The organism is Variovorax sp. 38R, assembly GCF_014843395.1.
Taxonomy (GTDB): domain Bacteria; phylum Pseudomonadota; class Gammaproteobacteria; order Burkholderiales; family Burkholderiaceae_C; genus Variovorax; species Variovorax paradoxus_H.
The window spans coordinates 5932501-5959482 of record NZ_CP062121.1; the positions used below are offsets into that span (position 1 = coordinate 5932501).

The 26982-nt window shown below is 68.9% G+C and carries 25 protein-coding genes; 11 read left to right on the top strand and 14 right to left on the bottom strand.

Annotation, left to right across the window (positions count from 1 at the left end; translation table 11 throughout):
• Positions 1 to 43: 43 nt before the first annotated feature.
• Positions 44 to 526 carry a hypothetical protein gene (locus IG196_RS27505; RefSeq protein ID WP_192193841.1) on the bottom strand — a complete coding sequence of 161 codons (483 nt, stop codon included), beginning with the start codon at positions 524 to 526 and terminating at the stop codon, positions 44 to 46.
• On the opposite strand from IG196_RS27505, the gene IG196_RS27510 reads away from it, so the two are divergent.
• Together IG196_RS27510 and IG196_RS27515 are read left to right on the top strand one after the other, a co-directional pair.
• On the top strand, positions 516 to 2420 hold the full coding sequence (locus IG196_RS27510; RefSeq protein WP_192193842.1) for an ATP-binding cassette domain-containing protein: 1905 nt from the start codon (positions 516 to 518) through the stop codon (positions 2418 to 2420). The two genes, IG196_RS27505 and IG196_RS27510, sit on opposite strands and share 11 nt — an antisense overlap.
• Positions 2421 to 2526: 106 nt before the next feature.
• Positions 2527 to 4257 (top strand): phospholipase D family protein, encoded by a 1731-nt coding sequence (locus IG196_RS27515; RefSeq protein ID WP_192193843.1) that lies wholly within the window; start codon positions 2527 to 2529, stop codon positions 4255 to 4257.
• 24 nt (positions 4258 to 4281) lie between these two features.
• Here the strand turns inward: IG196_RS27515 and IG196_RS27520 are convergent, their stop codons facing one another.
• The 4 genes from IG196_RS27520 to IG196_RS27535 all read right to left on the bottom strand — a co-directional run bounded on the left by IG196_RS27520 (position 4282) and on the right by IG196_RS27535 (position 9305).
• Positions 4282 to 5220, bottom strand: a complete 939-nt coding sequence (locus IG196_RS27520) for a copper chaperone PCu(A)C (RefSeq protein WP_192193844.1) — start codon at positions 5218 to 5220, stop codon at positions 4282 to 4284.
• 31 nt (positions 5221 to 5251) lie between these two features.
• Positions 5252 to 7591 (bottom strand): TonB-dependent receptor, encoded by a 2340-nt coding sequence (locus tag IG196_RS27525; RefSeq protein ID WP_192193845.1) that lies wholly within the window; start codon positions 7589 to 7591, stop codon positions 5252 to 5254.
• An 86-nt stretch (positions 7592 to 7677) separates the two neighbouring features.
• Positions 7678 to 8049, bottom strand: a complete 372-nt coding sequence (locus IG196_RS27530) for a DUF2946 family protein (RefSeq protein ID WP_192193846.1) — start codon at positions 8047 to 8049, stop codon at positions 7678 to 7680.
• Between the two features lie 11 nt (positions 8050 to 8060).
• Positions 8061 to 9305 carry a TraB/GumN family protein gene (locus IG196_RS27535; RefSeq protein WP_225616824.1) on the bottom strand — a complete coding sequence of 415 codons (1245 nt, stop codon included), beginning with the start codon at positions 9303 to 9305 and terminating at the stop codon, positions 8061 to 8063.
• Between the two features lie 65 nt (positions 9306 to 9370).
• Here IG196_RS27535 and IG196_RS27540 point away from each other — a divergent pair, with 65 nt between their 5' ends.
• Together IG196_RS27540 and IG196_RS27545 are read left to right on the top strand one after the other, a co-directional pair.
• Positions 9371 to 9784 carry a VOC family protein gene (locus tag IG196_RS27540; protein ID WP_101493788.1) on the top strand — a complete coding sequence of 138 codons (414 nt, stop codon included), beginning with the start codon at positions 9371 to 9373 and terminating at the stop codon, positions 9782 to 9784.
• Positions 9781 to 10986 carry a toxin-antitoxin system YwqK family antitoxin gene (locus tag IG196_RS27545; RefSeq protein WP_225616825.1) on the top strand — a complete coding sequence of 402 codons (1206 nt, stop codon included), beginning with the start codon at positions 9781 to 9783 and terminating at the stop codon, positions 10984 to 10986. Before IG196_RS27540 ends, IG196_RS27545 begins: the two co-directional genes overlap by 4 nt.
• Positions 10987 to 11007: 21 nt before the next feature.
• Here IG196_RS27545 and IG196_RS27550 read toward each other — a convergent pair whose 3' ends face one another.
• Genes IG196_RS27550 through IG196_RS27560 form a run of 3 tightly spaced genes read right to left on the bottom strand, consistent with a single transcriptional unit; the run spans position 11008 to position 13977 of the window.
• Entirely contained in the window at positions 11008 to 11982 is a 975-nt protein-coding gene (locus tag IG196_RS27550) for a Bug family tripartite tricarboxylate transporter substrate binding protein (protein WP_192193848.1), read from the bottom strand.
• Between the two features lie 4 nt (positions 11983 to 11986).
• Complete coding sequence (locus tag IG196_RS27555; RefSeq protein WP_192193849.1) at positions 11987 to 12223, bottom strand: hypothetical protein; 237 nt, start codon at positions 12221 to 12223, stop codon at positions 11987 to 11989.
• Positions 12220 to 13977, bottom strand: coding sequence for an FAD-dependent monooxygenase (locus tag IG196_RS27560; RefSeq protein ID WP_192193850.1), 1758 nt, complete (start codon positions 13975 to 13977; stop codon positions 12220 to 12222). The genes IG196_RS27555 and IG196_RS27560 overlap by 4 nt, the downstream gene beginning before the upstream one ends.
• 84 nt (positions 13978 to 14061) lie before the next feature.
• Between IG196_RS27560 and IG196_RS27565 the strand changes: the two genes are divergently transcribed.
• The gene (locus tag IG196_RS27565) at positions 14062 to 14850 is read left to right on the top strand and encodes a helix-turn-helix transcriptional regulator (RefSeq protein WP_192193851.1); all 789 of its coding nucleotides are present in this window, start codon (positions 14062 to 14064) and stop codon (positions 14848 to 14850) included.
• 19 nt (positions 14851 to 14869) lie between these two features.
• Here the strand turns inward: IG196_RS27565 and IG196_RS27570 are convergent, their stop codons facing one another.
• The 3 genes from IG196_RS27570 to IG196_RS27580 form a co-directional block, all read right to left on the bottom strand.
• On the bottom strand, positions 14870 to 16126 hold the full coding sequence (locus IG196_RS27570) for a HipA domain-containing protein (RefSeq protein WP_192193852.1): 1257 nt from the start codon (positions 16124 to 16126) through the stop codon (positions 14870 to 14872).
• Complete coding sequence (locus IG196_RS27575) at positions 16123 to 16389, bottom strand: helix-turn-helix domain-containing protein (protein WP_192193853.1); 267 nt, start codon at positions 16387 to 16389, stop codon at positions 16123 to 16125. The genes IG196_RS27570 and IG196_RS27575 overlap by 4 nt, the downstream gene beginning before the upstream one ends.
• Positions 16390 to 16581: 192 nt before the next feature.
• The gene (locus IG196_RS27580; protein WP_192193854.1) at positions 16582 to 17628 is read right to left on the bottom strand and encodes a fumarylacetoacetate hydrolase family protein; all 1047 of its coding nucleotides are present in this window, start codon (positions 17626 to 17628) and stop codon (positions 16582 to 16584) included.
• A 121-nt stretch (positions 17629 to 17749) separates the two neighbouring features.
• On the opposite strand from IG196_RS27580, the gene IG196_RS27585 reads away from it, so the two are divergent.
• From IG196_RS27585 to IG196_RS27595, 3 genes are all read left to right on the top strand, one after another.
• Positions 17750 to 18922, top strand: a complete 1173-nt coding sequence (locus tag IG196_RS27585) for a DUF3108 domain-containing protein (RefSeq protein WP_192193855.1) — start codon at positions 17750 to 17752, stop codon at positions 18920 to 18922.
• Positions 18923 to 19031: 109 nt separating this feature from the next.
• Entirely contained in the window at positions 19032 to 19313 is a 282-nt protein-coding gene (locus IG196_RS27590) for a DUF3567 domain-containing protein (RefSeq protein WP_056577200.1), read from the top strand.
• Between the two features lie 124 nt (positions 19314 to 19437).
• Positions 19438 to 20883, top strand: coding sequence for an IS1182 family transposase (locus IG196_RS27595; protein WP_225616826.1), 1446 nt, complete (start codon positions 19438 to 19440; stop codon positions 20881 to 20883).
• A 128-nt stretch (positions 20884 to 21011) separates the two neighbouring features.
• Here IG196_RS27595 and IG196_RS27600 read toward each other — a convergent pair whose 3' ends face one another.
• On the bottom strand, positions 21012 to 22067 hold the full coding sequence (locus IG196_RS27600; RefSeq protein WP_101493881.1) for an AbrB family transcriptional regulator: 1056 nt from the start codon (positions 22065 to 22067) through the stop codon (positions 21012 to 21014).
• Positions 22068 to 22187: 120 nt separating this feature from the next.
• Here IG196_RS27600 and IG196_RS27605 point away from each other — a divergent pair, with 120 nt between their 5' ends.
• Positions 22188 to 22961, top strand: coding sequence for a ChaN family lipoprotein (locus tag IG196_RS27605; RefSeq protein ID WP_225616827.1), 774 nt, complete (start codon positions 22188 to 22190; stop codon positions 22959 to 22961).
• Here IG196_RS27605 and IG196_RS27610 read toward each other — a convergent pair.
• Positions 22945 to 24279 (bottom strand): aminotransferase class III-fold pyridoxal phosphate-dependent enzyme, encoded by a 1335-nt coding sequence (locus tag IG196_RS27610; protein WP_192193858.1) that lies wholly within the window; start codon positions 24277 to 24279, stop codon positions 22945 to 22947. The genes IG196_RS27605 and IG196_RS27610 overlap by 17 nt on opposite strands.
• 70 nt (positions 24280 to 24349) lie before the next feature.
• Between IG196_RS27610 and purU the strand changes: the two genes are divergently transcribed.
• Together purU and IG196_RS27620 are read left to right on the top strand one after the other, a co-directional pair.
• Positions 24350 to 25207: a formyltetrahydrofolate deformylase gene (gene purU, locus IG196_RS27615; RefSeq protein ID WP_192193859.1), complete on the top strand. Its 858-nt coding sequence runs from the start codon at positions 24350 to 24352 to the stop codon at positions 25205 to 25207.
• A 22-nt stretch (positions 25208 to 25229) separates the two neighbouring features.
• Complete coding sequence (locus IG196_RS27620) at positions 25230 to 26471, top strand: S1 family peptidase (protein ID WP_192193860.1); 1242 nt, start codon at positions 25230 to 25232, stop codon at positions 26469 to 26471.
• Between the two features lie 31 nt (positions 26472 to 26502).
• Here the strand turns inward: IG196_RS27620 and IG196_RS27625 are convergent, their stop codons facing one another.
• Positions 26503 to 26874 (bottom strand): YXWGXW repeat-containing protein, encoded by a 372-nt coding sequence (locus IG196_RS27625; RefSeq protein ID WP_192193861.1) that lies wholly within the window; start codon positions 26872 to 26874, stop codon positions 26503 to 26505.
• Positions 26875 to 26982 lie beyond the last annotated feature (108 nt).

Sequence of the window (26982 nt, forward strand, 5' to 3'; positions counted from 1 at the left end):
TTTCGCATCCCGAATCTTTCGATTCAAGCTGCTGAAGTTGTTTTCAGCGGAGCCTTCGATTATGCACTGTTTTTTCAAACCGTGTCAACTTTCGGAGACTTTTTTCGCTTTCCACTTCTTCTTTCCTGCAACCCAAACCTTTCAGTTCAAGTCGCTGAAGTTGTTTCCAGCGAAGCCTTCGATTATGCACTGTTTTTTCAAACCGCGTCAACTTTCGAAGACTTTCTTCACCACCCACAACCAGCACTCCTGAGAGTCCCAGTCGCTTCGAACACCAGAGGTATTCAGTAGCGAAGCCCACGAGTATATGACAGATTTCGAGCCCTGCAAGCCAAGCCGAAAGAAACTTGAAGAAGGCCTTGATCGCCTCGCTCACCGCCAGCCTCAAGCCTCTTTCCTGGTTGTCAGCGCCTCTCCTGGATGACTCCAGACCCTCTCTATATAGAGAGCCACAAAGAAGCCCTCTCCCCTGGTCGCCAAGCGCCTTCACCCGCCCCTCCGATAATCCGTGCCACATGGCACTCATCACACTCCTCAACGCGCAGCTCGCGTTCGGTCACGTCCCGCTGCTGGATCATGCGGACTTCTCTCTTCTTGAATCGGAACGCATCGGCCTGATCGGCCGCAATGGCGCCGGCAAGTCGTCGATGCTCAAGATATTGGGCGGGCTGGAAAAGCCCGACGACGGCACGCTGCAGCTGCAGCAGAACCTGCGCGTCGCCTACGTGGCGCAGGAGCCCGCGCTGGACATGGATGCGGACGTCTTCACCGCCGCCAGCCAGGGCCTGGGCGAAGTCATCGCCATCCGTGACCTGTACCTCTCCGGCGCGGACGGGCTCGACCTGGACGCCCTGCAGTCCAAGATCGAAGCCTATGACGCCTGGAACTGGGAACAGCGCGTCGAAGAGACGCTGCACCGCCTCCACCTCGATCGCAACGCGCGCGTCGGCTCCCTCTCCGGCGGCACGCGCAAGCGGGTCGCCCTGGCCCAGGCCCTGGTGGCCGCGCCCGATGTGCTCTTATTAGATGAGCCGACCAACCACCTGGACCTCGACTCCATCGAGTGGCTGGAACAGCTGCTGATCGACTTCAAGGGCAGCGTCGTCACCATCACCCACGACCGCAGCTTCCTGAACCGCGTCGCCACCCGCATCGTGGAACTCGACCGGGGCAAGCTGGGTTCCTACCCCGGCAACTTCGAGCAGTACCTCCTCCAGAAGGAAGAGCAGCTCGCCCAGGAAGCCATCATCAGCGCGAAGGCCGACAAGCTGCTGGCGCAGGAAGAGATCTGGATCCGCAAGGGCGTCGAAGCCCGCCGCACGCGCAGCCAGAGCCGCATCACGCGGCTGCAGGAACTGCGCGCCAGCCGCTCCGCGCGCCGCGAGGTGCAGGGCAGCGTCAACATGGACGTGGCGTCGGGCCAGTCCAGCGGCAAGATCGTGGCCGAGCTCACCGAGGCCACCAAGTCCTTCGGCGAGAAGACCGTGATCCGCAACTTCAGCGGCACCATCCTGCGCGGCGACAAGATCGGCCTGCTGGGCCCCAACGGCGCGGGCAAGACGACGCTGCTCAAGCTGATCCTCGGCGAGCTCGAACCCGACAGCGGCAAGATCCGCCGCGGCACCAACCTGCAGGTGGCGTACTTCGACCAGATGCGCGACAAGCTCGACCTCGACGCCACGCTCGAAGACTTCATCAGCCCCGGCAGCGAGTGGATCGAAATCGGCAGCCAGAAGAAGCACGTCAAAAGCTACCTCTCCGACTTCCTGTTCTCCCCCGCGCGCGCCAACTCCCCCGTGCGCTCGCTCAGCGGCGGCGAACGCAACCGCCTGCTGCTGGCGCGCCTGTTCGCGCGCCCGGCCAACGTGCTGGTGCTCGACGAGCCGACCAACGACCTCGACATCGACACGCTCGAACTGCTCGAAGGCCTGCTGCAGGACTACGACGGCACCGTGTTCCTCGTGAGCCACGACCGCACCTTCCTCGACAACGTGGTGACCAGCACGATCGCCTTCGAGGGCGACGGCCGCTGGCGCGAGTACGAGGGCAGCGTGGAAGACTGGCTGATCCAGTCGAAGCGCGCACGCGAGATCGCCGAGCAGCGCCTCGCGTCGGCACCGCCGGCTCCTGCTGCCGCACCGGCCCCGGCTCCCGCGGCTGCACCCTCCGCCGCTCCGGTGGGCGGCCCCCGCAAGAAGCTCTCTTACAAGGAGCAGCGCGAACTCGAAGCCCTTCCCACACAGATCGAAGCCCTCGAAACCGAACAGAAGCGCATCAGCGAAATGCTCGAACTCGACGGCGGCACCATCTACGCGAGCGACGCCTCGCGCGCGGTCGAACTGAGCGAGCGCCACGCGAAGATCGACGACGAATTGCTCGCCGCGCTGGAGCGCCAGGAAGAACTCGGCGCCGGGCGCTGAGCGCTGTCTTCCTGCGCCGGTTGGCCGCCCGTCCCACCCACGGCGGGCGCCAACTCGGCTATACATGCGGCACCGCCTTCCCCGGCTCCCGGAAAGATCCCGCCGCATGCCTTCTTCTTCCTTCCACGCGTTGGTCCGCCGCAGCGCCGCGCTGCTGGCGATCCTGGTGCTCGGCGCCTGCGCGCAGCTGCCGAAGGATGTGGACCGCCCCGTCTCGACCGCGCTCGCCTCGCCCGACGGCACGGCGCTGGCCACGCTGCTGAAAGAGCGGCGGCAGGCCGACAAGGCCCGCTTCGACTCGGGCTTCCTCTTGCTGGGCGGTCCGCAGGCCGCCTACGGCAGCCGGCTGGCGCTGATCGAGAGCGCACAGAAAACGCTGGACCTGCAGTACTACGCCATCCACGCCGACGCCAGCACCGGCCGACTCGTGCGCGGGCTGCAGGCGGCGGCCGAGCGCGGCGTGCGGGTGCGCATCCTGCTGGACGATTTCCACACCGTCGGCCGCGACGCGCTGGTGCTCGGCCTGGCCTTCATCCCGAACATCGAGATGCGCCTGTTCAACCCGCTCGCGGGCTCGCGCGGCACCGGCTTCAACCGCATGCTCAACGCCATCGGCGAGGTCTCGCGCATCCAGCAGCGCATGCACAACAAGCTGTTCCTGGCCGACAACGTGATGGGCGTGACCGGCGGGCGCAACCTGGGCGATGCCTACTTCGGCAATGCCACCACCGGCAACTTTGTGGACGTCGACGTGCTGGCGGCAGGCCCGATCGTGCAGGACCTCTCGCGCAGCTTCGACAGCTACTGGAACAACGAGCGCGCCTACCCCGTGCAGTCGCTGGTCTCGCGCGAGGAGTTCCAGCGCATCCGCGAGCGCGCCCAGCGCGTCGAGAAGGAACTCGGCGACGAAGCCGCCGAAGCCCGCAACCACCCGAAGCCACCCGACGGCGAGCCCCGCCCCGGCGCGGCCCCCACGGCCGAACAGCGCGCCCGCGCCTGGGACGAGAAACCGCTCGACCTGCGCAGCGCCGCCTTCGTCTGGGCGCCGGCCCTGATGCTGGCCGACGCGCCGGGCAAGATCCCGGCCGACCGCGGGCCCGGCGCGATGCGCAACCCCGACCTCGTGGTGAGCCGGCCCGAGTCGCCCTCGCGCAACGCCGCAGCGCTGGCCGACCTGGCGTCCAGCGGCGACACGGTGGTCGAAGGCCTGCTGCACCTGATCGGCCAGGCGCGCACCGACCTGCTGATCATCTCGCCCTACTTCGTGCCCGGCCCCGACATGCAGCAGGCCTTTGCCGCGGCGCGCACACGGGGCGTGCGCATCCGGGTGCTGACGAATTCACTCGCTTCGAACGATGCGCCCATCGCCCATGTCGGCTATGCGCGCCACCGCAAGGCGCTGCTGGCCGCGGGCGTCGAGCTGTACGAGCTGCGCAGCGAGCAGACCGACTTCGGCAATGTGTTCGGCTCCTCGGGCGGCAGCAGCGCGGGCAGCGCCAGCGGTGAATCGCGCGCGATGCTGCACTCCAAGGTGCTGGTGATGGACGGCCGGCTGCTGGTGGTCGGCTCCATGAACCTCGACCTGCGCTCGCAGCTGCAGAACACCGAGATCGCGCTGCTGATCCGCAGCAGCGAACTCTCGCGCGTGGCGGCCGAGCAGATCGAGCGCGGCATGCGCGAGCGCTCATGGCATGTCGAACTCGAGAAGGGCACGCTGGTGTGGCACGCGCCCGAAGGCAGCGGCCTGCAGGACACGGACACCGAGCCCGACGCGAGCGCCACGCTGCGCTTCCTGCTGCGGCTGTTCGGGCCGCTGGCGCCGGACCAGTTGCTCTGACGCTCCGGCGAGACCCCGACAGGGTCAGTGCTTGTGCTGGGAGTGCTGATGCGCACCGCCCGCCGCGGGCGCCGGCGTAGCAGCCGCGCCTTCCGGCGCACCGACCGGCAGCTTCAGCTCCAGCGTCGTCTTCGCGCCCTTGGCGTCCTCGAACTTCAGGGTCATGGGCACGGTCGCGCCCTTGGCCATCGCGCCCTTCAGGTCCATCAGCATCACGTGGTAGCCGCCGGGCTTGAGCTCTACGATCTTGCCGGCCGGCAGGTCGAGGCCGCCCGTCAGTTCGCGCATGCGCATGGTGTCGCCTTCCATCTTCATCTCGTGCACCTCGGCCACGCCGGCGGCGGGCGTCGAGATGCCGACCAGCTTCGTGCCCGTGGGCGCGGTGAGCTTCATGAAGGCGCCGGTGCCGCTCTGGCCCGGCACCGACTGGCGCACCCAGGCGTCGCGCACGTCGACCGTGGCCACGCCCTGCGCCACCACGTCGAGCTTGGGGGCGGGCTTCTTCAGGCCGGCGACGGCGCTGCCCGCGGCGGGAACTTCGGCCCAGTCGACGCTGCCGACGTCGCAGTCCTGGCGCACCTTGAACCACAGCGGGCCCGGCGTTGCGGGCACCTTGCCGCGCAGCACGAACTCGCCGCGCTCGCTGCCGGGCAGCGCGTTCTGCGGCGTCTCTGCGGTCCAGCGCACTTCGCCTTCGGCGCTGCCGGCCTTGGGCGCATCGAGCTTCCAGCCCTTGCGTGCCTGCGCATCGGTGAGCACGAAGCCCTTGGGCAGGCGCACGGCGAGGCCGGTGGTGGTCTTGGCGCCTTCGCAGGCGTGGCCGACGCGGAAGGCGGCGTTGTACTCGCTGCCCACGGTGGCGCCGCCCGGAGGCAGGCTCACGTGGGCGCCGGCGGCGCCGGCACCCGCCAGCAGGGCGCAGGCGGCGAGGATGTGGAAGGTGGGGGTCGAGAGCTTTGTCATGGCGTGTGTCCTTGGAGAGGAAAAGTGAGGGTCAAAGGTCGAACTTGAGTTCGGCCACGAAGGTGCGTTGCGGGTACGGGTGGAAGGCCCAGTAGGTCCGGTTGTTGAGGTTGTCGATGCCGACGGCGGCGCTCCACTGGCGGTCGATGCGGTAGCGGATGCGCGCATCGACCACGAAGAACTTCGAGAAGCCCATGAAGGCCATGCCGTTCGGGTCGCTGTTGTCGAGCGTGCCGTACTGCCGGCCGCTGTAGCGCGCGCCGACGGTGTAGCTCCACTTGGCGTCGGGCCGGTAGGTGGCGAGCAGCGAGGCGCGCACCTTGGGCACGCGCGGCTGGTCACGCCCGACGCTGGCCGGGAAGCCGCTGTTGGCGGTGATCTTCGAATCGGTCAGCGTGAGGCTGCCGCTGAGGTCCAGCCCCTGGATGCCTGCGTCGACCGTGTTCAACGCCACCTCCAGCCCGCGCGTGCGGATGGCGTCGACGTTCTGCACCGTGCTCACGAGGTTGGTGAGCGCCTGGGTGTAGAGCGCGTCTTTCGTGTGCTCGAAGAACAGCGTGGTGCGCAGCACGCCGTCGAGCCCCCAGCGCTTGAGGTCGCGCTCGGCGCTCAGCTCGGCGGTCCACGAACGCTCGGGGCGCAGGTTCGGGTTGGTGTTGACGATGCGGTTGCCTTCGATCGAGCCCTGGTAGAGCTCGCTCACGGTGGGCATGCGCACGGCGCGGCCGGTCGAGGCCTTGAAGAGCCAGTCGGGCGTGGCCTGCCAGGCGAGCGCGGCCTTGGGCGAGACGAAGCTGTTCTTGCGCGGCGCGAAGTCGAGCAGCTTCGCCGCGTTGCCGAGCTGGCCGCCGTACGCTTCCCAGCGCTCGTGGCGCAGGCCCAGCGTGGTCTTCCAGTCTTTGGCGAAGCGCCACGTGTCCTGCACGTAGAGCGAGCGCAGCCGCGTGTTGCCGTTGAAGGCGGAGAACGGCGACACGGCCGGCCCGCCGATCCAGTCGCGCGTGTTGCCGATGGCGCTGCGCAGCCGCGCGGTGTCTTGCTGGACACCGAAATCGACCACGTGCGCGCCCACGCCTTCGGCCGAGCCGGTAGGCCGCCAGGTGCCCGCGGCCTTGAAGGTGTGCCAGCCGGCGCCGCCCATGTCGGTGGTGCGGCCGGGGCCGCCGTAGAACGCGCCGGGCAGCGCCACGGTCGGCGTGCGCGAGGTGTCCTTGGCGTAGTCGAACAGGCTCGCCGCCACTTCCCAGTCGAACGCGCCGCCCGTGTGGCTCTTCACCGAAAGGCCGTGCATGTAGTGCGTGAGCGCCGTCTCGGTCGGTGCGAAGGCGGTGGCCGGCGCATCGAGGGTGTAGGTGCGCCCGCCGAGGTTCACGCGCCCGCCGTACACGGGCTGCCCGAGCGCGTCACGCAGGTAGGTGTCGGTGCTGCCGTGCGTGGTGTTGTGCCAGGCGCCCAGCGTGTAGGTGGCGCGCACCGTGGGCGAGAAGTCGTAGGCCAGCTTGAGCTTGGCCTGCTCCTGGGTCGTGTCGTAAGCGGTCGTGCCGCCGAGCAGCCACCACGGCTGGTTCGACGGGTTCAGCCCGAGCACCGCGCCAGTGACGGGCGTGCCCGCCGTGCCGACAGTGCCGGCGCTCACGAGCCGGTTGGCGAACGACAGCGCCTGCCCCTTGCTGTGGGTGCGCGAGGCGCCGAGCCACCACGACCAGTCGCCGCTGCGGCTGCCCAGCGACAGGTCGAGCTGCTGGCCGCCCGGCGACGAATGGCTCTTGTCCAGGTCGAAGTTCGAGGCGAAGCCGCTGAGCTTGACGTGCGCCTCGAGCTGCGTGGGCATGCGCGTCACGTAGTCGACCACGGCGCCCACCGAGTTGCCCGGGTAGGCCGCCGAGAACGGACCGTAGAGCACGTCGACGCGCTCGATCTCGTCGGGCGACACCATGCCCCAGCGCGGCGCGAAGGTGGCGCCGTTGCCCAGCGGGTTCGACAGCATGATGCCGTCGGCGTAGACCATCGCGCGCGCGCTGTTGCCCGTGCCCGAGGCGCGGGTGGCGAGCACCGCGTGGTTGAAGTCGCCGATGTAGCGCTTGCGCACCAGCAGGCTCGGCAGGTACTTGAGCGCGTCTTCGGCGTCGGTGGCGTTGACCGTCTCGGCGATCTGCTCGGCCGTCACGCCTTCGATGGTGGTCGGGATCTGCGTCGGCAGCGAGGTCGGGCGGCCACCGCTGATGGTGACGGTGCCGAGTGCGCGGCCCGGGGCGGCCGCAGCGCCGGCCTCGGGCGGATCAACGTCCGGCGGCGTTTGCTGCTGCGCCCACACCGGCGCGCTGAGAGGAAATGCCATGGCGATCGCCAGGGCGCGGGAGTGCTGCTTCATGGGGAACCGGCTCCACGAACTTCAAGCCAAAGGGACTGCCTGCGCGCACCCGGGGTGCACCGACAGGCAGCGCTGTTGCTGATCGCTCAGGCGGAACGCGGGGGCCCACGGGCCGGAAGCGGCGCAGCCGTGGCCGCGGCATGGCGCGCGGCGGGAATCGGTTGAAGCACGCGCCCCAGAGGCAGGGGCGCATCGAAAGCGGTTGCCAGCGGCGGCGGGGGCGGTGCGCCGGTCAGCACGCACAGCGGACAGTCCATGTGCGTGGCGCCCATGTCCTGCACGCCGTCTTCGGTGTGGACCACCACCTTGACGGTCCCGGCGCCGGAACACACCAGTTCCATCGCCTGCGGATGCACCACCGGCGACGCCACCGCCACGCCCAGCGACAGCACGAACCACAACAGCACCCACCGGCCGAGACGGCCGATCAGGCGGGGGTGGAGGCGCAGCGTGTGCATGGCGGTCGCGATTATCGGCGCACTTTGCTGTTGGTGGCCTTGGGGGTGGCCTTGCCGCTCTTGGGCGCGGCGGCCTTCGCAGCCGGCTTGGCGCCGCCCTTCGCGGCGGCCTTCTGGCTCTGGCCCTTGCTCGCCTTCTGTCCCTTGACGTTCTTGCCACCACGCACCGCCTTGCGGGCCGGCGGCTCGGGCGCCGCGAGCGGCGGCATCGGCAGCGCCATCTGTGCCTGCGCCTCGGTGAGCACCGGGGTCACGGTGAAGCCGCGCGCCGCCATCAGCGTGGGCAGCCCCTGCGCGCCGACCATGTGCAGCGCACCGACCGCGGCGAACGCGCTGCGCCCGCCCGCATGCAGGCGCTCGATGCCGTCGGCCAGGCCGGGGTTGCGGTCGTCGAGCAGGCGCTTCATGAGGCGTTGCTCGGCCGGCGTGTTCAGGCACTCGCACCACTCGGGGTACCGCGCCAGCCGGGCCGCGTCGCTGCGCGCCCAGATGTCGGCCAGCGTCTTGAGCTGGCCGCGCAGCCGACCCGACTCCAGCTCGTCGAGCATGGCGTCGATCTGCTCGGCCTCTTCGGCTTCGGAGCCGCCGGTGAGCCAGCGCAGCTGGTCGGCCGCGTTCTCGAGCGCGACGATCGGCTTGTTGCTGTTGCGGGCCGAGACGGCCAGCGTCTCGTCGACACCGAACTCCGCATACAGGCCGTCGGCGCGCGCCGCCAGCGCGGTCAACGTCGTGACTTGCAGGATCGGCGGCAGCCTGGCGGTCGAGCCCGGCGACACGCAGGCCTCGGCGTTCTGGCGCTCGAGCCGGCGGGCGCGTTCGCCGCTGAGCACGCGCGCCACGGCGGCCGGGTCGGCGGGCTGGCTCAGGGCGCGCACCGTGGCCTCGTCGCGCGAGTCGAGCTCGAGCGCGAGCGTGTCGCTCTGCGCCATCGCCTTCTGCACGGTCGGACCGGGTCGCACCCATTCGCCGCGCCCGAGGTGCAGGGTGCCGTAGAGCCACGAGGTGCGGCCGTCGCGCTCGATGCGCCACAGCAGCCCGCGGTCGACGCCGTTGCGCAGGCCGATGCCGGGCTTCTCGAGGCTCGCGATGGCCGAGGGTGGGCAGGCGGCGGCGTGCGCCGCGACCGCGATGAAACAACCACCGACAGCCGCGAAGGCCTGGCGGGTCAGACGTGCAAGAAGGCGCTGGGGCGCCGGCCGGTCAGTGCCGCGCGACAGCAGGCGCAGCGGTGCGACGAGGGCTCGGAGTATCCGCAAGGCGAGCTCCATGATTGAAAGAAAGTCCGGCATTCTCACAGCACCGCTGCCCATAATCCAAAACCATGCAAAGCATCTTTCACCTTGCCATTCACGTGCGCGACCTCGACGGCGCCCGCCGCTTCTACGGCGACGTGCTCGGCTGCGCCGAAGGCCGCAGCACCGACACCTGGGTCGACTTCGACTTCTTCGGCCACCAGATCTCGCTGCACCTCGGTGAACCCTTCGCCACCACCCGCACCGGCCGCGTCGGCGATGCGATGGTGCCCATGCCGCACTTCGGCATCGTGCTCGCGCTGCCCGACTGGCAGGCTCTGGCCGGGCGCCTCGAGGCCGCCGGCACCGAGTTCGTGCTGAAGCCGCAGGTGCGCTTCGAAGGCCAGCCGGGCGAGCAGTGGACGATGTTCTTCTGCGACCCCTTCGGCAACCCGATCGAGGTCAAGGGCTTCCGTTCGCTCGACACGCTCTACGACAAGTGACCCCGCGCCCGCCCGCCCCCGCTCTTCGGACGCCCCGGGCGGCCGCGTCCTTCTTCGGCCCGGCCGCGATCGCATGGGTCGCGCTGCTGGGTACCCCGGTGGTCCATGCGCAGCAGGAGTGCGAGCTCAACGGCCAGCGCGTGAGCCCGGCCGACGGCAACAGCACCGCCGGAAAAACCGGCCTGATGCGCTGCAAGGACCGCGGCAGCGGCGAACTCCAGCGCGAGCAGCAGGTGCAGAACGGCGTCTTCATGGGCCTGGTGCGCTTCTATGAAAAGGGCAAGCTCGCGCGCGAACATACCGTCAACGCCAAGGGCAACATGCAGGGCCGCGCGCGCGAGTTCGCGCCCGGCGGCCAGGTGCTGCGCGACGCCACGTACGACGACGGCCAGGAGCGCGGCCTCGTGCGCAGCTTCTACCCCGGCGGCCAGCTGCGGCGCGCCACCTTCCATCCCGACCGCGGCACCGAGCGCGCCATGGTCGAGTTCACCGAGCGCGGCCAGATGTCGATGCTGCGCTGCGCCGAGGCGCCCGTGCTGGCGCCGGTGGCCGACGATGCCAAGCTGTGCGGCTTCACGGGCGGGCCGTCGAACGTCGACCTGTTCGACGCGCGCGGCACGCTGCGCTCGAAGCTCTCGTACCAGGCGGGCAAGCGCGTGCGCACGCAGGAGTTCTACGACAACGGCAAGCCGTCGGTGCTCGACGAGACCAGTGGCAACCGGCGCGTGGAGCGCAGTTTTTCGTCAGAAGGCGTGAAGCGGCGTGAAACCGTGTGGCTGCTGGTCGGTCGCTCGTCGATCCGCCAGCGCGAGCAGGAGTTTTCCGACCGCGGATCGCTGGTGCGCGACCAGCGCTGGAACGCCTCGGGCGAGCCCCTGAGCGACGACAGCTTTCACCTCAACGGCCAGCCGCGCAGCAAGGCCGTCTACAGCGGCGCCGGCAGCGAGCGCACGGTCGACGTGACCGAGTTCTACGACAGCGGCCAGCGCGCTGCGCAAGGGCGCTACCTCGCACCGGGACGCAGCCGGCAGGTGCCCGTAGGCACGCACCAGCGCTTCAATGAAAAGGGCGAGCTGCTGGCCGAGTCGAGCTTCGACGACAAGGGCCGCGTGACGCGCGAACGCAGCTGGGACGAGAACGGCGAGCTGCAGCGCGACGACGAAGTCTTCGAAGACGGCTCCAGAAAAGCGTTCACCCGCTGAGGTGAACGCCCCCGGGCGGCATCAGTCCAGCTTGATGCCGGCCTGCTTGATGATCGGCCCCCAACGCTTCGATTCCGCGCGCGACAGCGCCGCGAACTGCGCCGGCGTGCCGGGCATCGCTTCCATGCCGAAGTCGTCGAAGCGCTTTTGCACGGCCGGCGTGCTGAAGGCCTTGTTCAGGTCGCTGTTGAGCTTGCTCACCACGGCGGCGGGCAGGCCGGCCGGGCCGAGGATGCCCTGGAACGCGAACACCTCGGTGTTGGGCACGCCCACTTCGGCCAGCGTCGGCACGTCGGGCAGGCGCTTGCTGCGCGCGCCCGAGCCGATGGCCAGCACACGCACCTTGTTGCCCTGCATGATCGGCAGGCCCGAGGCCAGGTCCAGGAACATGCACGGCACCTGACCGCCCATCACGTCGGCCATGGCCGGCGCCGCGCCGCGGTACGGAATGTGGGTGATGAAGGTGCCGGTGCGCGCCTTGAACATTTCCATCGCCAGGTGGTGCGGCGAGCCGTTGCCGGGCGAGGCGTAGTTGACCTTGCCGGGGTTGGCCTTCACGTAGGCCAGGAACTCCTTGAAGGTCTTGGCCGGGAAGTCCGGGTGCACGACCAGCGCGAGCGGAAACTTGCCGATGGCGCCGATGTAGGTGAAGTCTTTCTCGGGGTTGAACGGCAGCTTGCTGAACAGGTGCTCGTTGAAGGCCAGCACGGCGTTGTCGGCCGAGAGCACGGTGTAGCCGTCGGGCTTGCTCTTGGCGACCAGGTCGGCGCCGATGTTGGTCGACGCGCCGGGGCGGTTGTCGACCACGATCTGCTGGCCCAGCGTCTGGCGCATGGCCTCGGCCAGCACGCGTGCGATCACGTCGGTGCCGCCGCCCGCGGGGTACGGCACGACCCACTTGATGAGCTGCGCGGGGTAGTCCTGTGCGTGGGCGAAGGGAGCAGCGGCCACGGCGGCGCCGGAAGCGAGCGTGGCGAGAAGGGTGCGGCGATCCATGAGATCAATCTCCTGTTTGTTGTTCGAAAGCGGACAGCGATGGTACGGGCAGCGCGCGCAATGCGTCGGCCAGCGCGGCACGGCAGCGCGACTCGTCGCCGACCTGCTCGAACAGCAGCAGCGCGAGCCGCGCGAGGAACAGCGATTCGCGTTCGGCGCCGGCCTCGGTGATGGCGCGCGCGCACTCGGCGTACAGGCGGTCGCGGGCGTCGGGGTGGAGCGCAGGGGCGGCGGTCGTCATGCGGGAATGTCCTGTGAGTTGGCAACGGCCGCGCGGGCCAGCGCGGCGGGCAGTGCACCGGTCGGCAGGCGGTGCCAGCGCGCGGCCACGTGGCCGTCGGGGCGCAGCAGGTAAATGGCACCGTCTTGCGCGCCTAGCGCTGCGAAGACAGCGGTGGACGCCTGCGCATCGGCGCCTTCAGTGCCGACACTCGCGATGCTGCGAACCGCAAAAGGCAAGGCGCCCTGCTGCGCTCGCTCGATGTCGGCGGCGGGCGGCGAAGCCACATCCGGCCGCAACACCAGCAGCGTGAACACCGGCGCGATCCAGTCCGTGAGATAGCCCTGTTCGAGCGCCTGCTCCGGCATCACCTCGCCGGGCAACGGCCCCGCCGGCAATGCATCGCCTTCGCTCGACAGCGCCGAGTCGTCATAGCGCACGGCCTGCGTCTGGCGCGGGTTGATGAGCTGCGCGATGCCGCGGTGCGCCTCGGACAGCGACAGCGCCGCCTCGCGCAGCAGGTCGAAGCCGCGCGAGGGCGGCGACATGAACTCGGTGCTGCGCATCGCGGCCTCGGCGTTGATGTGGAAGGCCGCGATGCGCTCCTGCGAGTACGCATCGAGCAGCGCCGCGCCCGACAGGCCCTTCGCCACAAAGGCCAGCTTCCAGGCCAGGTTGTCGGCATCGTCGAAGCCCGAGTTAAGGCCGCGCACGCCGAAGATCGGCATCGCGTGCGCTGCGTTGCCCGCGAACACGACGCGGCCGTGGCGGTAGCTGTCGAGCGTCATCGCGCCGGCGCGGTAGACCGAGGTCCACACCGTCTTCCACGGCAGATGGCCTTCGCCGATCGCGTCGAGATGGCGCTGCACGAACTCGGCCACGGCCGCGGGCTGCAGCGCGTCTTCGGTGCTTTGCCCCGCGCGCAGCTGGTAGTCGATGCGCCAGATGTCGTCGGGCTGACGGTGCATCAGCACGGTCGAACCGGGGTTCCACGGCGGGTCGAACCACGCGCGGCGCTCGGTCGGGTGGCCGCTGTGCAGCTCGATGTCGATGATCACGTAGCGGCCTTCGTAGCCCGTGCCCTCGAGCGCCAGCCCGAGCGACTTGCGCACGAAGCTCTGGCCGCCGTCGCAGGCCGCGAGCCACTGGCCGCGCAGGCGGTAGGCGCCTTCGGCGTTGCGCACGTCGAGCGTCACGCCCCCGCCGTCCTCGTCCTGCGCGAGCGCGGTGAGCTCGGTGCCCCAGCGGATGTCCACGAGCCCCGGCGTCGCGGCGTTGCGGCGTTCGATTGCGTCCAGCAGGTACTGCTCGATGTAGTACTGCTCCAGGTTGATCATCGGCGGCAGCTTCTGCTGCGCGTCCTGCGGCATCTCGAAGCGGAACACCTCGGCCGTCTTGTAGAAGCTGCGCCCGACGCTCCACGGCAGGCCCTTGCCCAGGAAGGCCGGCAGCGCGCCCAGGCGCTCCACGATCTCCAGGCTGCGGCGCGAGATGCAGGCCGCGCGGCTGCCCACGCAGACCGTGTCGTCGGCCTCGAGCACCACGCTGCGCACGCCGTGGTTGGCGAGCCCCAGCGCGAGCGCCATGCCCACCGGGCCGCCGCCCGCGATCACGACGGGATGGCGGCCGGGCTCCATGCCGTCGGCACCGAGCGACGGCAGCCGGGGCGCGAAGCGCGTGTAGTGGAAGGCGCCGACCGAGGGCGGCAGCGCGGTCGCGGAGGACGGCGGCGGCACGGGGCCGGTGGCGGCGTCGGCGGTACGGGTGGTGGTCATGGAACGGGATTGTCCCGATGCAGCGCCCGCGCCAATGTCATAACTTCGTAGGAGGTATTTACCCTAGTCCTCCTTCGAAACCCCATGAAACGCTGGCGCCTCCACCCTGCCGCCGATGCGCAGCTGTCAGCGGCCGTCGTCGGCGACGTGCTGGCGGGCATCGGCACGCCGCACCTGGCGGCCAGCTGCCTCGCGGCGATGCACCGCGTGATGCCCGTCACCTTCTGCACCGTGTTCGGCGTCGATGCCACCGGCCGCATCGAGACCGTCTCGGCCGCGAGCAGCTACGGCCACACGGCCGAGCGCACCGCCGAGCGCTACGTGGCGCAGCGCTTCGACCTGCTCGACCCCAACATGGCGTGGCTGGCCGCGCGCAAGCTGCCGAAACGCGCACAGCTGTGGATGGGCCACCAGCACGGCGACGAAGTGGCCGACCCCGCCTACCGCGCCGCCTGTTACGGCGACGTGGGCATCCGCGAGCGCAGTTCGGTGCTGCTGCTGCGCCCGAGCGGCCAGCGCGTGGCGGTGAGCTTCTACCGCAGCCTGGCGCAGCCCGAGTTCGGCGAGACCGACTTCGCCGTCATCGCCGCCCACGCCACGCTGCTGGCCGACGCCGCCAGCGCCCACAGCCGCAGCGCGGCGGCCGTGCACGAAGCGGCCGCGCCCACCCTCACCTCGCGACTGCTGACGCTGAGCCTGCGCGAACGCGAGGTGATCGGCCACCTGATGGCCGGCCGCACCGCGAAGGACACGGCGCGCGCGCTGGGGGTGGAGCTGAGCACGGTGCGCACGCATCAGTACCGGGCGTTCCGGCGGTTGGGGATACGGACGCAGAAGGAGTTGCTGCGGGGCGGCGTGGTGGCTGCCGCCTGACCGGCGTCGCCGGTGGCGCTCAGCCGCCCAGCATCGACGCCACGTGGCGCACGTGCAGTTCGAACACCTGCGTCATCTTTTCAAGCACCCGCACCTCCGCCTCGACAGGCACATGCGCGCGGTCGATGGCGGCGCGGACTTTCTGCCATGCCGGCAACAGTGCACGCGCCATCTTGCGCAGCTCTTCGAGTGTTTCCACCGGACGAAAGCCGCAGTCCTGGCACAGCGCCTCCCAGGAGTGGCGGCCGACGGCGTCGAAGGTCTTGTCGTCGCCGATGAAAAGGGCCAGCCCGGTGTCGCCATAGGCGCGCACGCACAGCAGGTCGTAGAACGGCGCGAGGCGAAAGCCCTGGTCGTCGACGATCACCGACACGTTCTTCGCGTGCGCGTCGGCGTTGCCGATCAGGAAATTGAACATGACCCAGCGCTGGAACTGCAGCAGGTCGGCGCCCCGCACGCGCAGCCCGCGCAGCGCCTCGACCAGCAACGGCAAGCTCACGAGCCCGCCGCTTCGCTCGTACTTCCAGGCGGGTCCGTGTCCGAGCAGCTGACAGCCGTCGATCTGGTGCAGGCTCACGATGTTGCCCGCGACCAGCACGCGGTCGTAGCGCGCAACGACGTAAGCGGCTTCCGGGACGCGCAGCATCCAGACATCGGGCACCGGCAGCTTGAGCGCGCGCGCCAGCTGCATGCACGCCAGTTCATTGATGGCACTCGGCCGGTAGCGCGCCTGCCGGGTGTCGGGCTTGAGGATGTGCGTGGTCGGCGACGCGCCCACGCTGTCGCTGAGCCGCATCTGCTTCGCATCGAACCGCAGCCCGATCTTGTCCTGTGCGCCGGGCAGCGACATGGTCGCCTCGGCGTTCGACACCAGCAGCGGCGTGCGGTCGCGCTCCGCCAGCCGGTGGCTGAGCGCTTCGAACGTCAGCGGTCGGTACTCCTGCGCCGGTGCGGGCCGCGCATCGGCCGGCAACAGCGACAGCACCCCGGGCAGTTCAGCCCCCAGGCGCCCCAGCAGTTCGAAGGACGACGCGCCTCGCAGGTGGATGGCACTGACGATGTCCTCGAGCGCTTCGCCTTCCGGGAGCAGGTTCTCGAAAAAGACACGCACCACGTTGCCGGTGTACCGGTCGGCGCCCAGCGGAAACTGCGGCGCCAGCACGTGCCGGCCCGGCTGTTCGAGCCACTGCGCGTCGTATTCGAAGAAATAGTCAGCAGCGGCGTGGCCGAACCATCCCATGGGACGGGCGTTGGCCCAGACGCGCAACCGGATCATTCGGCGTTCCCGTCCGGCGACCCGGCGTCACCGCCGGGGTCGTCTCCCAGCCATCCGTCGAAACTCGCCTGCAGGCCCAGACCGGAGCCGAGAAGCAGCAGCTTCAGCAGGGAACAGCGTCCGGGGTCGCTTTCGGCATCGCGGATGAACGAGGTGCTGACACCGCAGACCGCGGCGGCTTGCGCACGGGACAGGCCTTGGCGCCTGCGCTCCGCCTTGAGGCGCAGGGCCAGTTCCGAAAGGCTGTCAGGGGTGAGCTTCATGAATTTGACCTCAAGAGAGCATATTAGCTCATAGAATAGGCAAATTCGTCAAATTTGATCTTTTGAGATCAAATTCCTCAAATGCAGGTTGCGCACCATTTATGCCCCCACAAGGGCATAAATGATTAAATATTCAGCAATTTCATAGAAATTGATCCCACGGGATCAATTTCTCAATCCCCAGCGGATTCCTCACCCGCCTTCACCAGACACCGGCGCCTCCACCGCCCGCCCCGCTGTCGACACGATCTCCTGATCGATCGCACCGAACAGCGAACGCCCGTCCAGCCCCTTCATCTCGATGCGAATCGTGTCGCCGAACTTCATGAAGTCGGTGGCGGGTGCGCCGTCCTGGATGGTTTCGATGCAGCGCTTCTCGGCGATGCACGAGTAGCCCTTGGGCCATTCCATGCGGCCGTTTTTCTCGACGCCCTTGTTGCTCACGGTGCCGCTGCCGACGATGCTGCCGGCGCGCACGTTGCGGGTCTTGGCGATGTGGGCGATGAGCTGGCCGAAGTGGAAGGTCATCTCGGGGCCGGCGTCGCACAGGCCGACCTTGCGGCCGTTCCAGGTGCTTTGCAGCGCTAGGTGCACGCGCCCGTCCTGCCAGGCCGCGCCGATCTCGTCGAGCGTGACGGCCACGGGGCTGAAGGCGGTGGCGGGCTTGCTCTGGAAGAAGCCGAAGCCCTTGGCCAATTCGGCCGGGATGAGGTTGCGCAGGCTCACGTCGTTGGCCAGCATCACGAGGCGGATGCCGTCGAGCGCCTGGTCGGGCGTGGACCCCATCTTGATGTCGCCGGTGACGACGGCGATCTCGGCCTCGAAGTCGATGCCCATGGCTTCGCTGGGCACGATCACGTCGTCGACCGGGCCCAGGAAATCGTCGCTGCCGCCCTGGTACATGAGCGGGTCGGTGTAGAAGCTCTCGGGCACTTCGGCGTTGCGCGCTTGGCGCACCAGCTCGACGTGGTTCAGGTAGGCCGAGCCGTCGGCCCACTGGTAGGCGCGCGGCAGCGGCGCCATGCACTGGGCGGGGTCGAACGGGAAGGCGTGGCGCGCGCGGCCCTGGTTGAGCGCGTCGTACAGGTCCTGCAGCTGCGGGCTCATGAAGCCCCAGTCGTCCAGCACCTGCTGCAGCCGGTGGGCGATGCCGGTGGCGTAGTGGGCGAGCGTGAGGTCGCGCGAGACGACGACCAACTGGCCGTCGCGCGAGCCGTCCTTCAGGGTGGCGAGTTTCATGATGCGGGCGTGAGCTAAGGGAGCAGGGGCGCAGCGCGGCGCCCACTAAACTGGTTGAACGGGCGGCAGTGTACCGAGTGGTCTTCGTGAACCTCGGCGCCGCGGCCCACTCCACACACCCATGTCGACGCACGTCGCGCCCCCACCGCTGTCCCTCGGCCTGCCCGGACGCCCGTCCTGGCGCGCGCTTGCGGGGCTGACGCTGCTGGTGGCGCTGGCGCACCTGCTGCTGCTCGGACTGGCGCCGATGGCCATCGGGCCGGAGCCCTCGCCGCTGGCCAGCAAGTTCATCACGCGCACGATCGTGATCGCGCCACCCGCGGCGGAAGCGCCCGCGGCACCGGCCGCCGCGCCGGTCGCGGCCAAGCCGCCGCCACCGGCCAAGCCCAAGCGCCCACGCGAGGCCTCGGTGCCCCGCACCAAGCCGGCCCCAGCCCCTGTGCCCGAAGCATCGACACAGACGCCGCCCCCCGAAACGCCCGACCAGACAGCGCAAGCCGCTACAGATTCAGGAGCAACAGCGCCGGCAACGCCCGCCAGCGCCCCGGCCGCCGCCACGGGCACCACGCCCGGTGGCACGCAGGGCGGCACGACCACGGCCGGCAGCGGCGCCTCGGGCACCATCGCCGGCACCCAGGCGCTGCGGATTCCAGGCTCGGTCACGCTCGATTTCGAGGCCACGGGCCAGAAGGGCGCCTCCCCGCAGCGCGGCGTGTTCGGCGAGCTGGTCTGGCTGCAGGACGGCAGCCGCTACGACGGGCGGCTATCGCTCAAGGCGGTGTTCTTCACCCTGCTGAACTGGCACAGCACCGGCAAGATCGGCCCCTCGGGCCTAGAACCCGAACGCTATTCGGAAAGCCGCAAAGCCGAGGTCGCCTCGCATTTCGTACGCGACCAGGGACAGATCGTCTTCAGCAACAACGCGCCGCCCGTGCCCCTGCAGCCCGGCGCGCAGGACCGCATGAGCGTCATGATGCAGCTGGGCGGCCTGCTGGCGGCCAGCCCGACGCGGTACCCCGCCGGCACGCGAATCTCGGTGCAGACCGTGGGCGTGCGCGACGGCGATGTGTGGGTCTTCGAGGTCGGCGACGAGGAGCAGCTGAGCCTCCCGGCCGGCGAATTCACCGCGCGCAAGCTCACCCGCACGCCGCGCAAGGAATTCGACCGGAAACTGGAACTCTGGCTGGCGCCGCAGTACGGTTATCTGCCCGTGCGCATCCGGCAAACCGAGGCAAATGGTGATTTTGCTGACGCCCAATTGCGCAAACCCCTACCCCAGCCGCCCGCGAATTGAGGCAAAAAGGTTCACATATCAACAGCGCGACGACAACTGTTCTTGAAACTGGCGCGTTGATTGCTATCTAAACTCCATGAACGCCATCGACATCCTCACAGGGCCCGCCATGAACATGCTTTACGACTCCGAGTCCTTCGTCGTCGTGCACGTCCAGCCGAACGACGGCGACGAGCCGAGCACGAAGCCCAACGGCCCCGTGCTGGAGCGTCACGGCTTCGAGATCGTGGACAAGCGCTCCGGCAAGGAGGTGTATCTCGACGGCTCCTGGGCCGAGCTGTTCCAGCAGCAGATCGCCGCGTGGCAGCTGAACACGCCCACGCAGGAAGAGGTCGAGGACACGCTCGAAGGCTACGCCGAGCTGGCGCACACGCCGGTGCTGGTGCACTGAGCGGCCTGCCCCTCCTGAACGAAACAAGCGCCCCGCGCAGTCTGTGTAAATAGTCATCGCTGAGTCCGCGAGAAGTGCCCTTCAGGCGTTTGTCTGAGGGGCATTTTTCGTTGGAGGCTGACCAATGGGACATCGATACGGACAGGCACGGGGACAGGCAACGTTGTTCCCACTGATGCTCGATGAGCTCGTGGGCCAGGACGCACTGGTTCGGGTGGTGGACGCCTGGGTGCAGGCGCTGGACCTGAAGGCGCTGGGCTTTGCCAAGGCGCAGGCGCAGCGACTGGGAACACCGCCCTACGACCCGGGCGATCTGCTGCGGCTGTACATCTGGGGCTACCTGAGCGCGATCCGTTCCTCGCGGGCCCTGGAGCGCGAGTGCCACCGCAACGTGGAGTGCATGTGGCTGCTGGGGCGCCTAGCCCCGGATCACAAGACCATCGCCGAGTTCAGGCGCCAGAACACGGCGGCCCTGGTGGCCAGTTGTGCGGCCTTCGTGCAGTTCGCGCGGGCCAGCCGGGTGATCCGCGGATCGACAGTGGCCATTGATGGCTCCAAGGTGCAGGCAGTGGCCTCGCGCAAGGCGGTGGTGGGCCAGCGTGAGCTGGCCGCACAGGCACAGCGCAATGCGCAGGAGATCGCGGCTTATCTGCGGTTGCTGGACAGCCGGGACGGCGAGGATGACCAGGGCGGTGATGGGCCCGGCGATGGTCCTGGTACGCCCGATGAAGTGCGCGCGGCCTTGGAACGACTGAAGGCCCAGGGGCGAGCCATCGCCAACCAAGCCCAGCAACTCCTGCGCAGCGACGCGAGCACCGTCGTGTGCGGTGAGCCCGAAGCACGCCCGATGCGTAGCCTGAACAGCCAGCCGGGCTACAACCTGCAAACGGCGGTGGAGACGCAAAGCCACCTGATCGTGGCGCATGAGGTGGTCTGCGAGGTGAACGATCAGCGCCAGTTGCAGCCCATGGCCGAGGCGGCCAGCCGGGTGCTGCAGCAGCCCTGCTCGGTGGTGGCCGATGCGGGCTATGCCAATGGGGAGCACATTGCAGCCTTGGACGCCCAGGGCATCACCAGCTACGTGGCGGGCGAGCGTTCGGTGAACCACCAGGGCGGCGGCAGCCTGTACCAGCGCAGCGCCTTCGTCTATGACCCGGCCAGCGACAGCTTCACCTGCCCGGCGGGCAGTGCCCTAAAGCGCAAGCAGCTCTCGCGCAAGGACAAGATGGTGGTCTATGCAGCACAGCCGAGCGATTGCGCGGGCTGTGCCCAGAAACTCAAATGCACCACGGCGCGCCAGCGCTTCGTCTCGCGCCACCTGTACGAAGAGGCGCTCGAAGCCAATGCAAGCAGGCTGGCCGCTCAGCCCTGGATGATGGGGCTCAGGCGCCAGACGGTGGAACACCCCTTTGCCAGTATCAAACACCTCATTCTGGGCAATGCCCGGTTGCTGATGAGGCATACCAGTGGAGCGCGCGCGGAGTTCAGCTTGGCGGTGATGGCCTACAACCTCAAGCGGGTGTTCAACATGAAGGGAGCGCCCTGGATGCACCAGGCGCTCAGGGGCTGAGGCCCTTGGGCGTTTGCTCGCCCCAATGAAAAATGCCCCGCTCTCGCGGGGCATCTCGATCTAAGCGGCCAGCAGACTATTTACACAGCCTGTTCGGCGGGTTTTTTCTTTGCCTGTCTCCCGGGCCCTCAGCGCTCGGTCCACCGGTACATCGGCCCCACGATCAGCAGCACCGCCACCAGCCGGCACACCTGGAAGGCCGTGACCACCGGCACGCCCAGCTGCAGCACCTTGGCCGTGATCGACATCTCGGCGATGCCGCCGGGCGAGGTGCCCAGGATCATCGTGGCCGGATGCAGCCCGGTCGCCCACGCCAGCAGCCAGGCCGCGCCGCCGCACAGCACCAGCATGCCGACCGTGCCCAGCGCCACCGAACCGAGCCAGCGCGGCGCCGTGTGCAAAAACTCGCGGCTGAAGCGCACGCCGAGGCTCACGGCGATCACCAACTGCGCGGTGTTCGACAGCCAGGTCGGCACCGCCGACAGCGACTGCCCCGCGACCGTGAGCCCCATCGCCACCAGCAGCGGCCCCATGAACCATGGATTGGTGCGGCCCAGCGCCCGCATCACCAGCCCGCCGACGCCGGTGGCCAGCACCAGCAGGGCCAGCCCGGCCGGGTTCACCTCGCGCACGCCGGGCGGGTTGATCTCCAGGCCGTGCAGCCCGCTCCACTGCATCGCGAACGGGATCGTCACCGTCACCACCATCAGCCGCAGGCTGTGCGCAGCGGCCACCAGGTCGGTGCGCGCGCCCGCCGATTCAGCCAGCAGCGTCATCTCCGACGCACCGCCGATGGCGCCTGCGAAGTAAGTCGTGGCTCTCATGGATTTCGCTGGCACATGCGGCATGCGCGCTGCATGCACGCGGTGCAGCCAGCGCCCGAAGGCCCAGCCCAGCAGCAGCGCCCAACCGATGGCCAGCAAGATCGCCCACCACACGCCGGCCACCAGCGTCACCACCTGCGGCGTGAAATACAGGCCCAGTGCCATGCCGATGGCCCATTGCCCCATGTTGCGCAGCGGCGTGTGGCTGGCGGTCGGCAGGCCGGCGATCGAGGCCAGCGACACCGCGAACAGCGGGCCGATCATCCAGGGCAGCGGGGTGTGCAGCGCGACACACACGAGGGCGGCGGCCAGCGCCAGCAGCAGCGTGGCCAGCACGCGGAAGAGAAATCGGAACGACACGGGCAGGAACAAACGACGTCAAACGGCGGAAAAGGACGACAGCCCGGTGCAGGGCGCCGGGCATAGTATGGCTGGATGCTTCCTCGCCCTTCCCGCGCTTCCCGACTCCTTGCGCCGCTGATGGCAGCCGCCCTGCTCGCCGGCTGCGCCGCGCTGTCCGCCGAAGCGCCCGTCGCGCGCCGCGTGGCCGCCCTGCTGCCGGCCGATGCCCTGCTGCTCGGCGAACAGCACGACGCCCCCGAACACCACGCCCTCGAACGCGAGACCGTGCAGGCCCTGGCCGAGCGTGGCCAGCTCGCCGCGCTGGCGCTCGAGATGGCCGAGGAAGGCCGCAGCAGCGCCCGCCTGCCCGCCACCGCGACCGACGCGCAAGTGCAGACCGCTCTCGGCTGGAACGACAAGGCCTGGCCCTGGACGCGCTACGGCCCGTCCGTGATGGCGGCCGTGCGCGCCGGCGTGCCCGTGGTCGGCGCCAACCTGCCGCGTGCGCGCATGAAGGACGCGATGGCCGACGTGTCGCTCGACGTGCAGCTCAACGGCGAGGCCTACGCCATGCAGCAGGAGGCCGTGCGCGAGGGCCACTGCAAACTGCTGCCCGAATCGCAGATCGGCCCGATGACGCGCATCCAGGTCGGGCGCGACCGCGCCATGGCGCAGGCAGTGATGAAGGCCCGCCAACCAGGCAAGACGGTGCTGCTGATTGCGGGCGCGGGCCACGTCACCAAGGTGCTGGGCGTGCCGCAGCACCTGCCGACGGATGTGTCGGTGCAGACCGTCCACCTGCAGGCCGGCGGTTCGGCCGAAGACGACACCGCCGCCTACGACGCCACCTGGCGCACACCGGCGCTGCCGCCGGTGGACTACTGCGCGGGCGTGCTCAAGCGAACTTCTTGATCGAGTCCGCCAGCGTGTTGACCAGCGTGTCGATGTGCTGCTTTTCCACGATGTAGGGCGGCGCAATCACCAGCACGTCGCCCGCGGCACGCACCAGTGCGCCCTTGTGGAAGCAGTCGAGGAACACGTCGTAGGCCCGCTTGCCCGGTGAACCGGCGATGGGCGCCAGCTCCACCGCCGCGGCCAGCCCCAGGCTGCGGATGCCGATCACGTTCGGCAGGCCTTTGAAGGTGCTGTGGAAGGCATCGCCCAGCACCTTGCCCATTTCGCCGGCGCGCGCGAACAGGTTTTCTTCCTTGTAGAGATCGAGCGTGGCCACCGCCGCCGCGCAGGCCACCGGGTGGCCCGAGTAGGTGTAGCCGTGGAAGAACTCGACCACGTGTTCGGGCGCGTCGGTCTTCATCATCGCGTCGTAGAGCTTGTCGCGGCAGATCACGCCGCCCAGCGGAATCACGCCGTTGGTCACGCACTTGGCGAAGTTCAACATGTCGGGCACGACGCCGAAGAAGTCGGACGCAAAGTTGGTGCCCATGCGCCCGAAACCGGTGATGACCTCGTCGAAGATCAGCAGGATGCCGTGCTTGTCGCAGATCTCGCGCAGGCGCTTCAGGTAGCCCTGCGGCCCCAGGTACCAGCCGGCCGAACCGGCCACCGGCTCCACGATGATCGCGGCGATGTTGCTCGGGTCGTGCAGCGGCAGGATGCGGTTTTCAAGCTCGAGCAGCGGGTCTTCGGCCCACACCGGCTCCTGGTTGTGGATGTAGGCATGGTTCACCGGGTCATGGATGAAGCGCATGTGGTCCACGCGCGGCAAGAAGGCCGAACCGAACACCTTGCGGTTGCCCGGAATGCCGCCCACCGACATGCCGCCGAAGCCCACGCCGTGGTAGCCCTTCTCGCGGCCGATGAACACGTTGCGGTGGCCTTCGCCGCGCGCGCGGTGGTAGGCCAGCGCCACCTTCATCGAGGTGTCGGCGGCCTCGGAGCCCGAGTTGCAGAACAGCACCTTGTTCAGGTCGCCCGGGGCCAGCGCGGCGATCATCTCGGCCGCCTTGAAGGCCTTGTCGTTGCTGACCTGGAAGGCGGTGGCGTAGTCCAGCGTGTCCAGCTGCTTCTTGATCGCCTCGTTGATCGGCTTGCGGTTGTGGCCCGCGCCCACGCACCACAGCGACGAGATGCCGTCGACGACCTTCTTGCCGTCGTGCGTGGTGAACGTCATGCCGTCGGCCGCCACGAAAACCCGCGGGTCTTTCTTGAAATGGCGGTTGGGCGTGAAGGGCAACCACTGGTTGTCCATGTTGAAGTCCTGGAAGGCCATGTCTCGCTCCTGCGGTGATGTGGTCGAGCAAAATCGCGATTCTGGCACCCCTGCCACAATTACGCCCCTGATGACGACCCCAACGCCCGCCTACATCCTGAACCTCTCCTGTCCCGACCGGACGGGCATCGTGCACGCCGTTTCGGGCTTCCTGCTCGAGCGCGGCGCCAACATCGAAGAGGCCGCCCAATACAACGACCACGGCACCGGCCTGTTCTTCATGCGCGTGCGCTTCGCCTGCGGCGACCACAGCGAAGCCGTGCTGCGCGAAGAGTTGAAGACCTTCGCCACCGGCTTCGGCATGAGCCTGCAGCTGCACGCCGCCGCCCAGCCGATGAAGACCGTGATCCTGGTCAGCAAGGAAGGCCACTGCCTGAACGACCTGCTGTTCCGCTGGAAGAGCGGCCTGCTGTCGATCGACGTGCGCGCCATCATCTCGAACCACCGCGACTTCTACCAACTGGCCGCCAGCTACAACGTGCCCTTCCACCACATTCCGGTGACGGGCGCGACCAAGGCGCAGGCCGAAGCGAAGCAGCTGGAGATCATCGAGGCCGAGGGTGCCGAACTCGTGGTGCTCGCGCGCTACATGCAGATTTTGAGCAACGACCTGTGCAAGAGCCTGGCCGGCCGCGCGATCAACATCCACCACTCGTTCCTGCCCAGCTTCAAGGGCGCCAAGCCCTACTACCAGGCACACGACCGCGGCGTGAAGCTGATCGGCGCCACCGCCCACTACGTGACAGCCGACCTCGACGAAGGCCCGATCATCGAGCAGGACGTGGCCCGCGCCGACCACACCGACACGGTCGAAGACCTCACGGCCCGTGGCCGCGACACCGAGAGCCAGGTGCTGGCCCGCGCCGTGAAGTGGCACAGCGAACACCGCGTGCTGCTGAACGGCCACCGCACGGTCGTTTTCCGCTAACCAACCCAACCGCCGCTCCCAGATGCGCCTGCAGCTCTCGCTTTTTGCCCTCGCTGCCGCTCTGGCAGCGCCCGCCACTTTCGCCCAGGACGCACGCGCCGGCGGCGCCCCGCTGGCGCCCGACGCGCTGTTCGCGCGCGTCTCGCCCAGCGTCTGGGTCGTGCAGGCCAGCGACGCCCAGGGCAAGCTCCTGGCCACCGGCAGCGCGGTGGTCACCGGCCCGGGCACGGCCGTCACCAGTTGCAAGCTGCTGGCCAAGGCGAGTGCCGTGGTGCTGCGCCGCGACAACATGAGCTACGGCGCGGTGCTGGAGCTTCCCGATGTCGAACGCGACCTGTGCCAGCTGCGCATCGCGAACCTCGTGTCGCCGACGCTGGGCGTCGTGCCCGCGGGCGCGCTGCAGGTCGGCGCGCCGCTGTATGTCATCGGATCGCCGCGCGGCCGTGAGTTGACGCTCGGCATTTCCATGCTCGGCGGCGTGCGCCGCAATGCCGCGGGCGCGCTCGAATCGCTGCAACTGGCCACGCCGACCGAAGCAGGCCTGGCGGGTGCCGGCCTGTTCGATGCACAAGGTCGCCTCGTGGGACTCGTCGGCGGCTCGGCCCCGGCGACCCTCGCCCTGCCGGCCGCGTGGATCGCGGAACTGCCGACGCGCGGCCAACGCGCCCTCGATCGCCTGGCGGCACAGCCCGCGCCGACTTCGCTGCTGCGCCCGAACATCGTGGAGTACCAGCTGCACGACCGCCTCACCAACACGCATCGCAAGGTGATCTACCGTGCGGACGCGGCCACCACCACCGACGACCGTCTCAGCTTCAACAACGGCGGCTATGTCGAGAAGCCGGGCGGCGAGGTCGTCAGCGTCACGACAGCCGTGGCCGGCGAGTTCGACGCCGTCATGCCGCCGGGCGGCTGGGCCCGGCCGAGCCTGGAGCCCGACGCGGCCTGGGCCACGGAATACGACACCACCATGGGCGGCACGCGCATCAAGATGGACCTGCGCGCCAGCGTGGTGGACGACGCGGCCACGCTGCCGTTCGACGGCCGCGAACTCAAGGTGGTGAAGATCAACTACCGGGGCTACACCCAGCGCTTCGCGAACGCGGGCGCCTGGAGCGGCAACCAGTTCGGAACCTACCGCGCCAGCGTGTGGTTCTCGCCGGAAGTGGGCCGCGTCGTCCGCTTCGAGGTGCAGACGCGCGGCGGCGCGAGCGGCGGCGCGTTCCAGGTCAGCGAAGTGCTCGAGCTGGTGAGCCTGCGCTGACCGGGGCAGCGCGCCGCGCGCTGCCTGTCAATCAATTGCGGTACGGGTTGTCCGGACGCCGGTCATCGCGGTTCGGCACGCCATCGCCGTCACGGTCCCAGCGGCCGCGGTTGTATTCCCAGCGGCCATTGTTCTCGCGCCATTCCGGCGGACGGTAGGCATAGCCTGGGCGCGCACGCACGTACATGCCGCGCACCCACACATGGCGACCGCCGCGCCACTCGTAGTGACCCGGCGACCACACGTAGCCGCGACGCGGTGGCGGCATGCGCTCGTAGCGCGGCTCGGGCGGCGGCCCCTGGATGATCACTGCTTGTGCCTGCGCGGCCGTGGGAACGGTCAGGGCGCCCATGGACAGCAACGAGGCGGCACCGATGGAAAGAGCAACTGCAAGTGTTTTCATGAGAAAGCCCCATGGTTGTTGGAGGAGCTTTCATGCTGCCGGGGCCGTGTGAACCGCCTGTAAGCGGTGCGCGAAATCTTGTGTAGAGCTGTTTCTCGCCCGCGCGAG

Bases quoted from the DNA above. Each gene is read 5' to 3' on its own strand.
- IG196_RS27585 (WP_192193855.1), top strand. From the start codon at position 17,750: ATGTCGACGCACGTCGCGCCCCCACCGCTGTCCCTCGGCCTGCCCGGA.
- IG196_RS27620 (WP_192193860.1), top strand. From the start codon at position 25,230: ATGCGCCTGCAGCTCTCGCTTTTTGCCCTCGCTGCCGCTCTGGCAGCG.
- IG196_RS27565 (WP_192193851.1), top strand. From the start codon at position 14,062: ATGAAACGCTGGCGCCTCCACCCTGCCGCCGATGCGCAGCTGTCAGCG.
- IG196_RS27510 (WP_192193842.1), top strand. From the start codon at position 516: ATGGCACTCATCACACTCCTCAACGCGCAGCTCGCGTTCGGTCACGTC.
- IG196_RS27590 (WP_056577200.1), top strand. From the start codon at position 19,032: ATGAACATGCTTTACGACTCCGAGTCCTTCGTCGTCGTGCACGTCCAG.
- IG196_RS27610 (WP_192193858.1), bottom strand. From the start codon at position 24,279: ATGGCCTTCCAGGACTTCAACATGGACAACCAGTGGTTGCCCTTCACG.
- IG196_RS27605 (WP_225616827.1), top strand. From the start codon at position 22,188: ATGGCAGCCGCCCTGCTCGCCGGCTGCGCCGCGCTGTCCGCCGAAGCG.
- IG196_RS27625 (WP_192193861.1), bottom strand. From the start codon at position 26,874: ATGAAAACACTTGCAGTTGCTCTTTCCATCGGTGCCGCCTCGTTGCTG.
- IG196_RS27560 (WP_192193850.1), bottom strand. From the start codon at position 13,977: ATGACCACCACCCGTACCGCCGACGCCGCCACCGGCCCCGTGCCGCCG.
- IG196_RS27580 (WP_192193854.1), bottom strand. From the start codon at position 17,628: ATGAAACTCGCCACCCTGAAGGACGGCTCGCGCGACGGCCAGTTGGTC.
- IG196_RS27575 (WP_192193853.1), bottom strand. From the start codon at position 16,389: ATGAAGCTCACCCCTGACAGCCTTTCGGAACTGGCCCTGCGCCTCAAG.
- IG196_RS27550 (WP_192193848.1), bottom strand. From the start codon at position 11,982: ATGGATCGCCGCACCCTTCTCGCCACGCTCGCTTCCGGCGCCGCCGTG.
- IG196_RS27515 (WP_192193843.1), top strand. From the start codon at position 2,527: ATGCCTTCTTCTTCCTTCCACGCGTTGGTCCGCCGCAGCGCCGCGCTG.
- IG196_RS27525 (WP_192193845.1), bottom strand. From the start codon at position 7,591: ATGAAGCAGCACTCCCGCGCCCTGGCGATCGCCATGGCATTTCCTCTC.
- IG196_RS27530 (WP_192193846.1), bottom strand. From the start codon at position 8,049: ATGCACACGCTGCGCCTCCACCCCCGCCTGATCGGCCGTCTCGGCCGG.
- IG196_RS27555 (WP_192193849.1), bottom strand. From the start codon at position 12,223: ATGACGACCGCCGCCCCTGCGCTCCACCCCGACGCCCGCGACCGCCTG.
- IG196_RS27520 (WP_192193844.1), bottom strand. From the start codon at position 5,220: ATGACAAAGCTCTCGACCCCCACCTTCCACATCCTCGCCGCCTGCGCC.
- IG196_RS27570 (WP_192193852.1), bottom strand. From the start codon at position 16,126: ATGATCCGGTTGCGCGTCTGGGCCAACGCCCGTCCCATGGGATGGTTC.
- IG196_RS27540 (WP_101493788.1), top strand. From the start codon at position 9,371: ATGCAAAGCATCTTTCACCTTGCCATTCACGTGCGCGACCTCGACGGC.
- IG196_RS27595 (WP_225616826.1), top strand. From the start codon at position 19,438: ATGGGACATCGATACGGACAGGCACGGGGACAGGCAACGTTGTTCCCA.
- IG196_RS27505 (WP_192193841.1), bottom strand. From the start codon at position 526: ATGAGTGCCATGTGGCACGGATTATCGGAGGGGCGGGTGAAGGCGCTT.
- purU (WP_192193859.1), top strand. From the start codon at position 24,350: ATGACGACCCCAACGCCCGCCTACATCCTGAACCTCTCCTGTCCCGAC.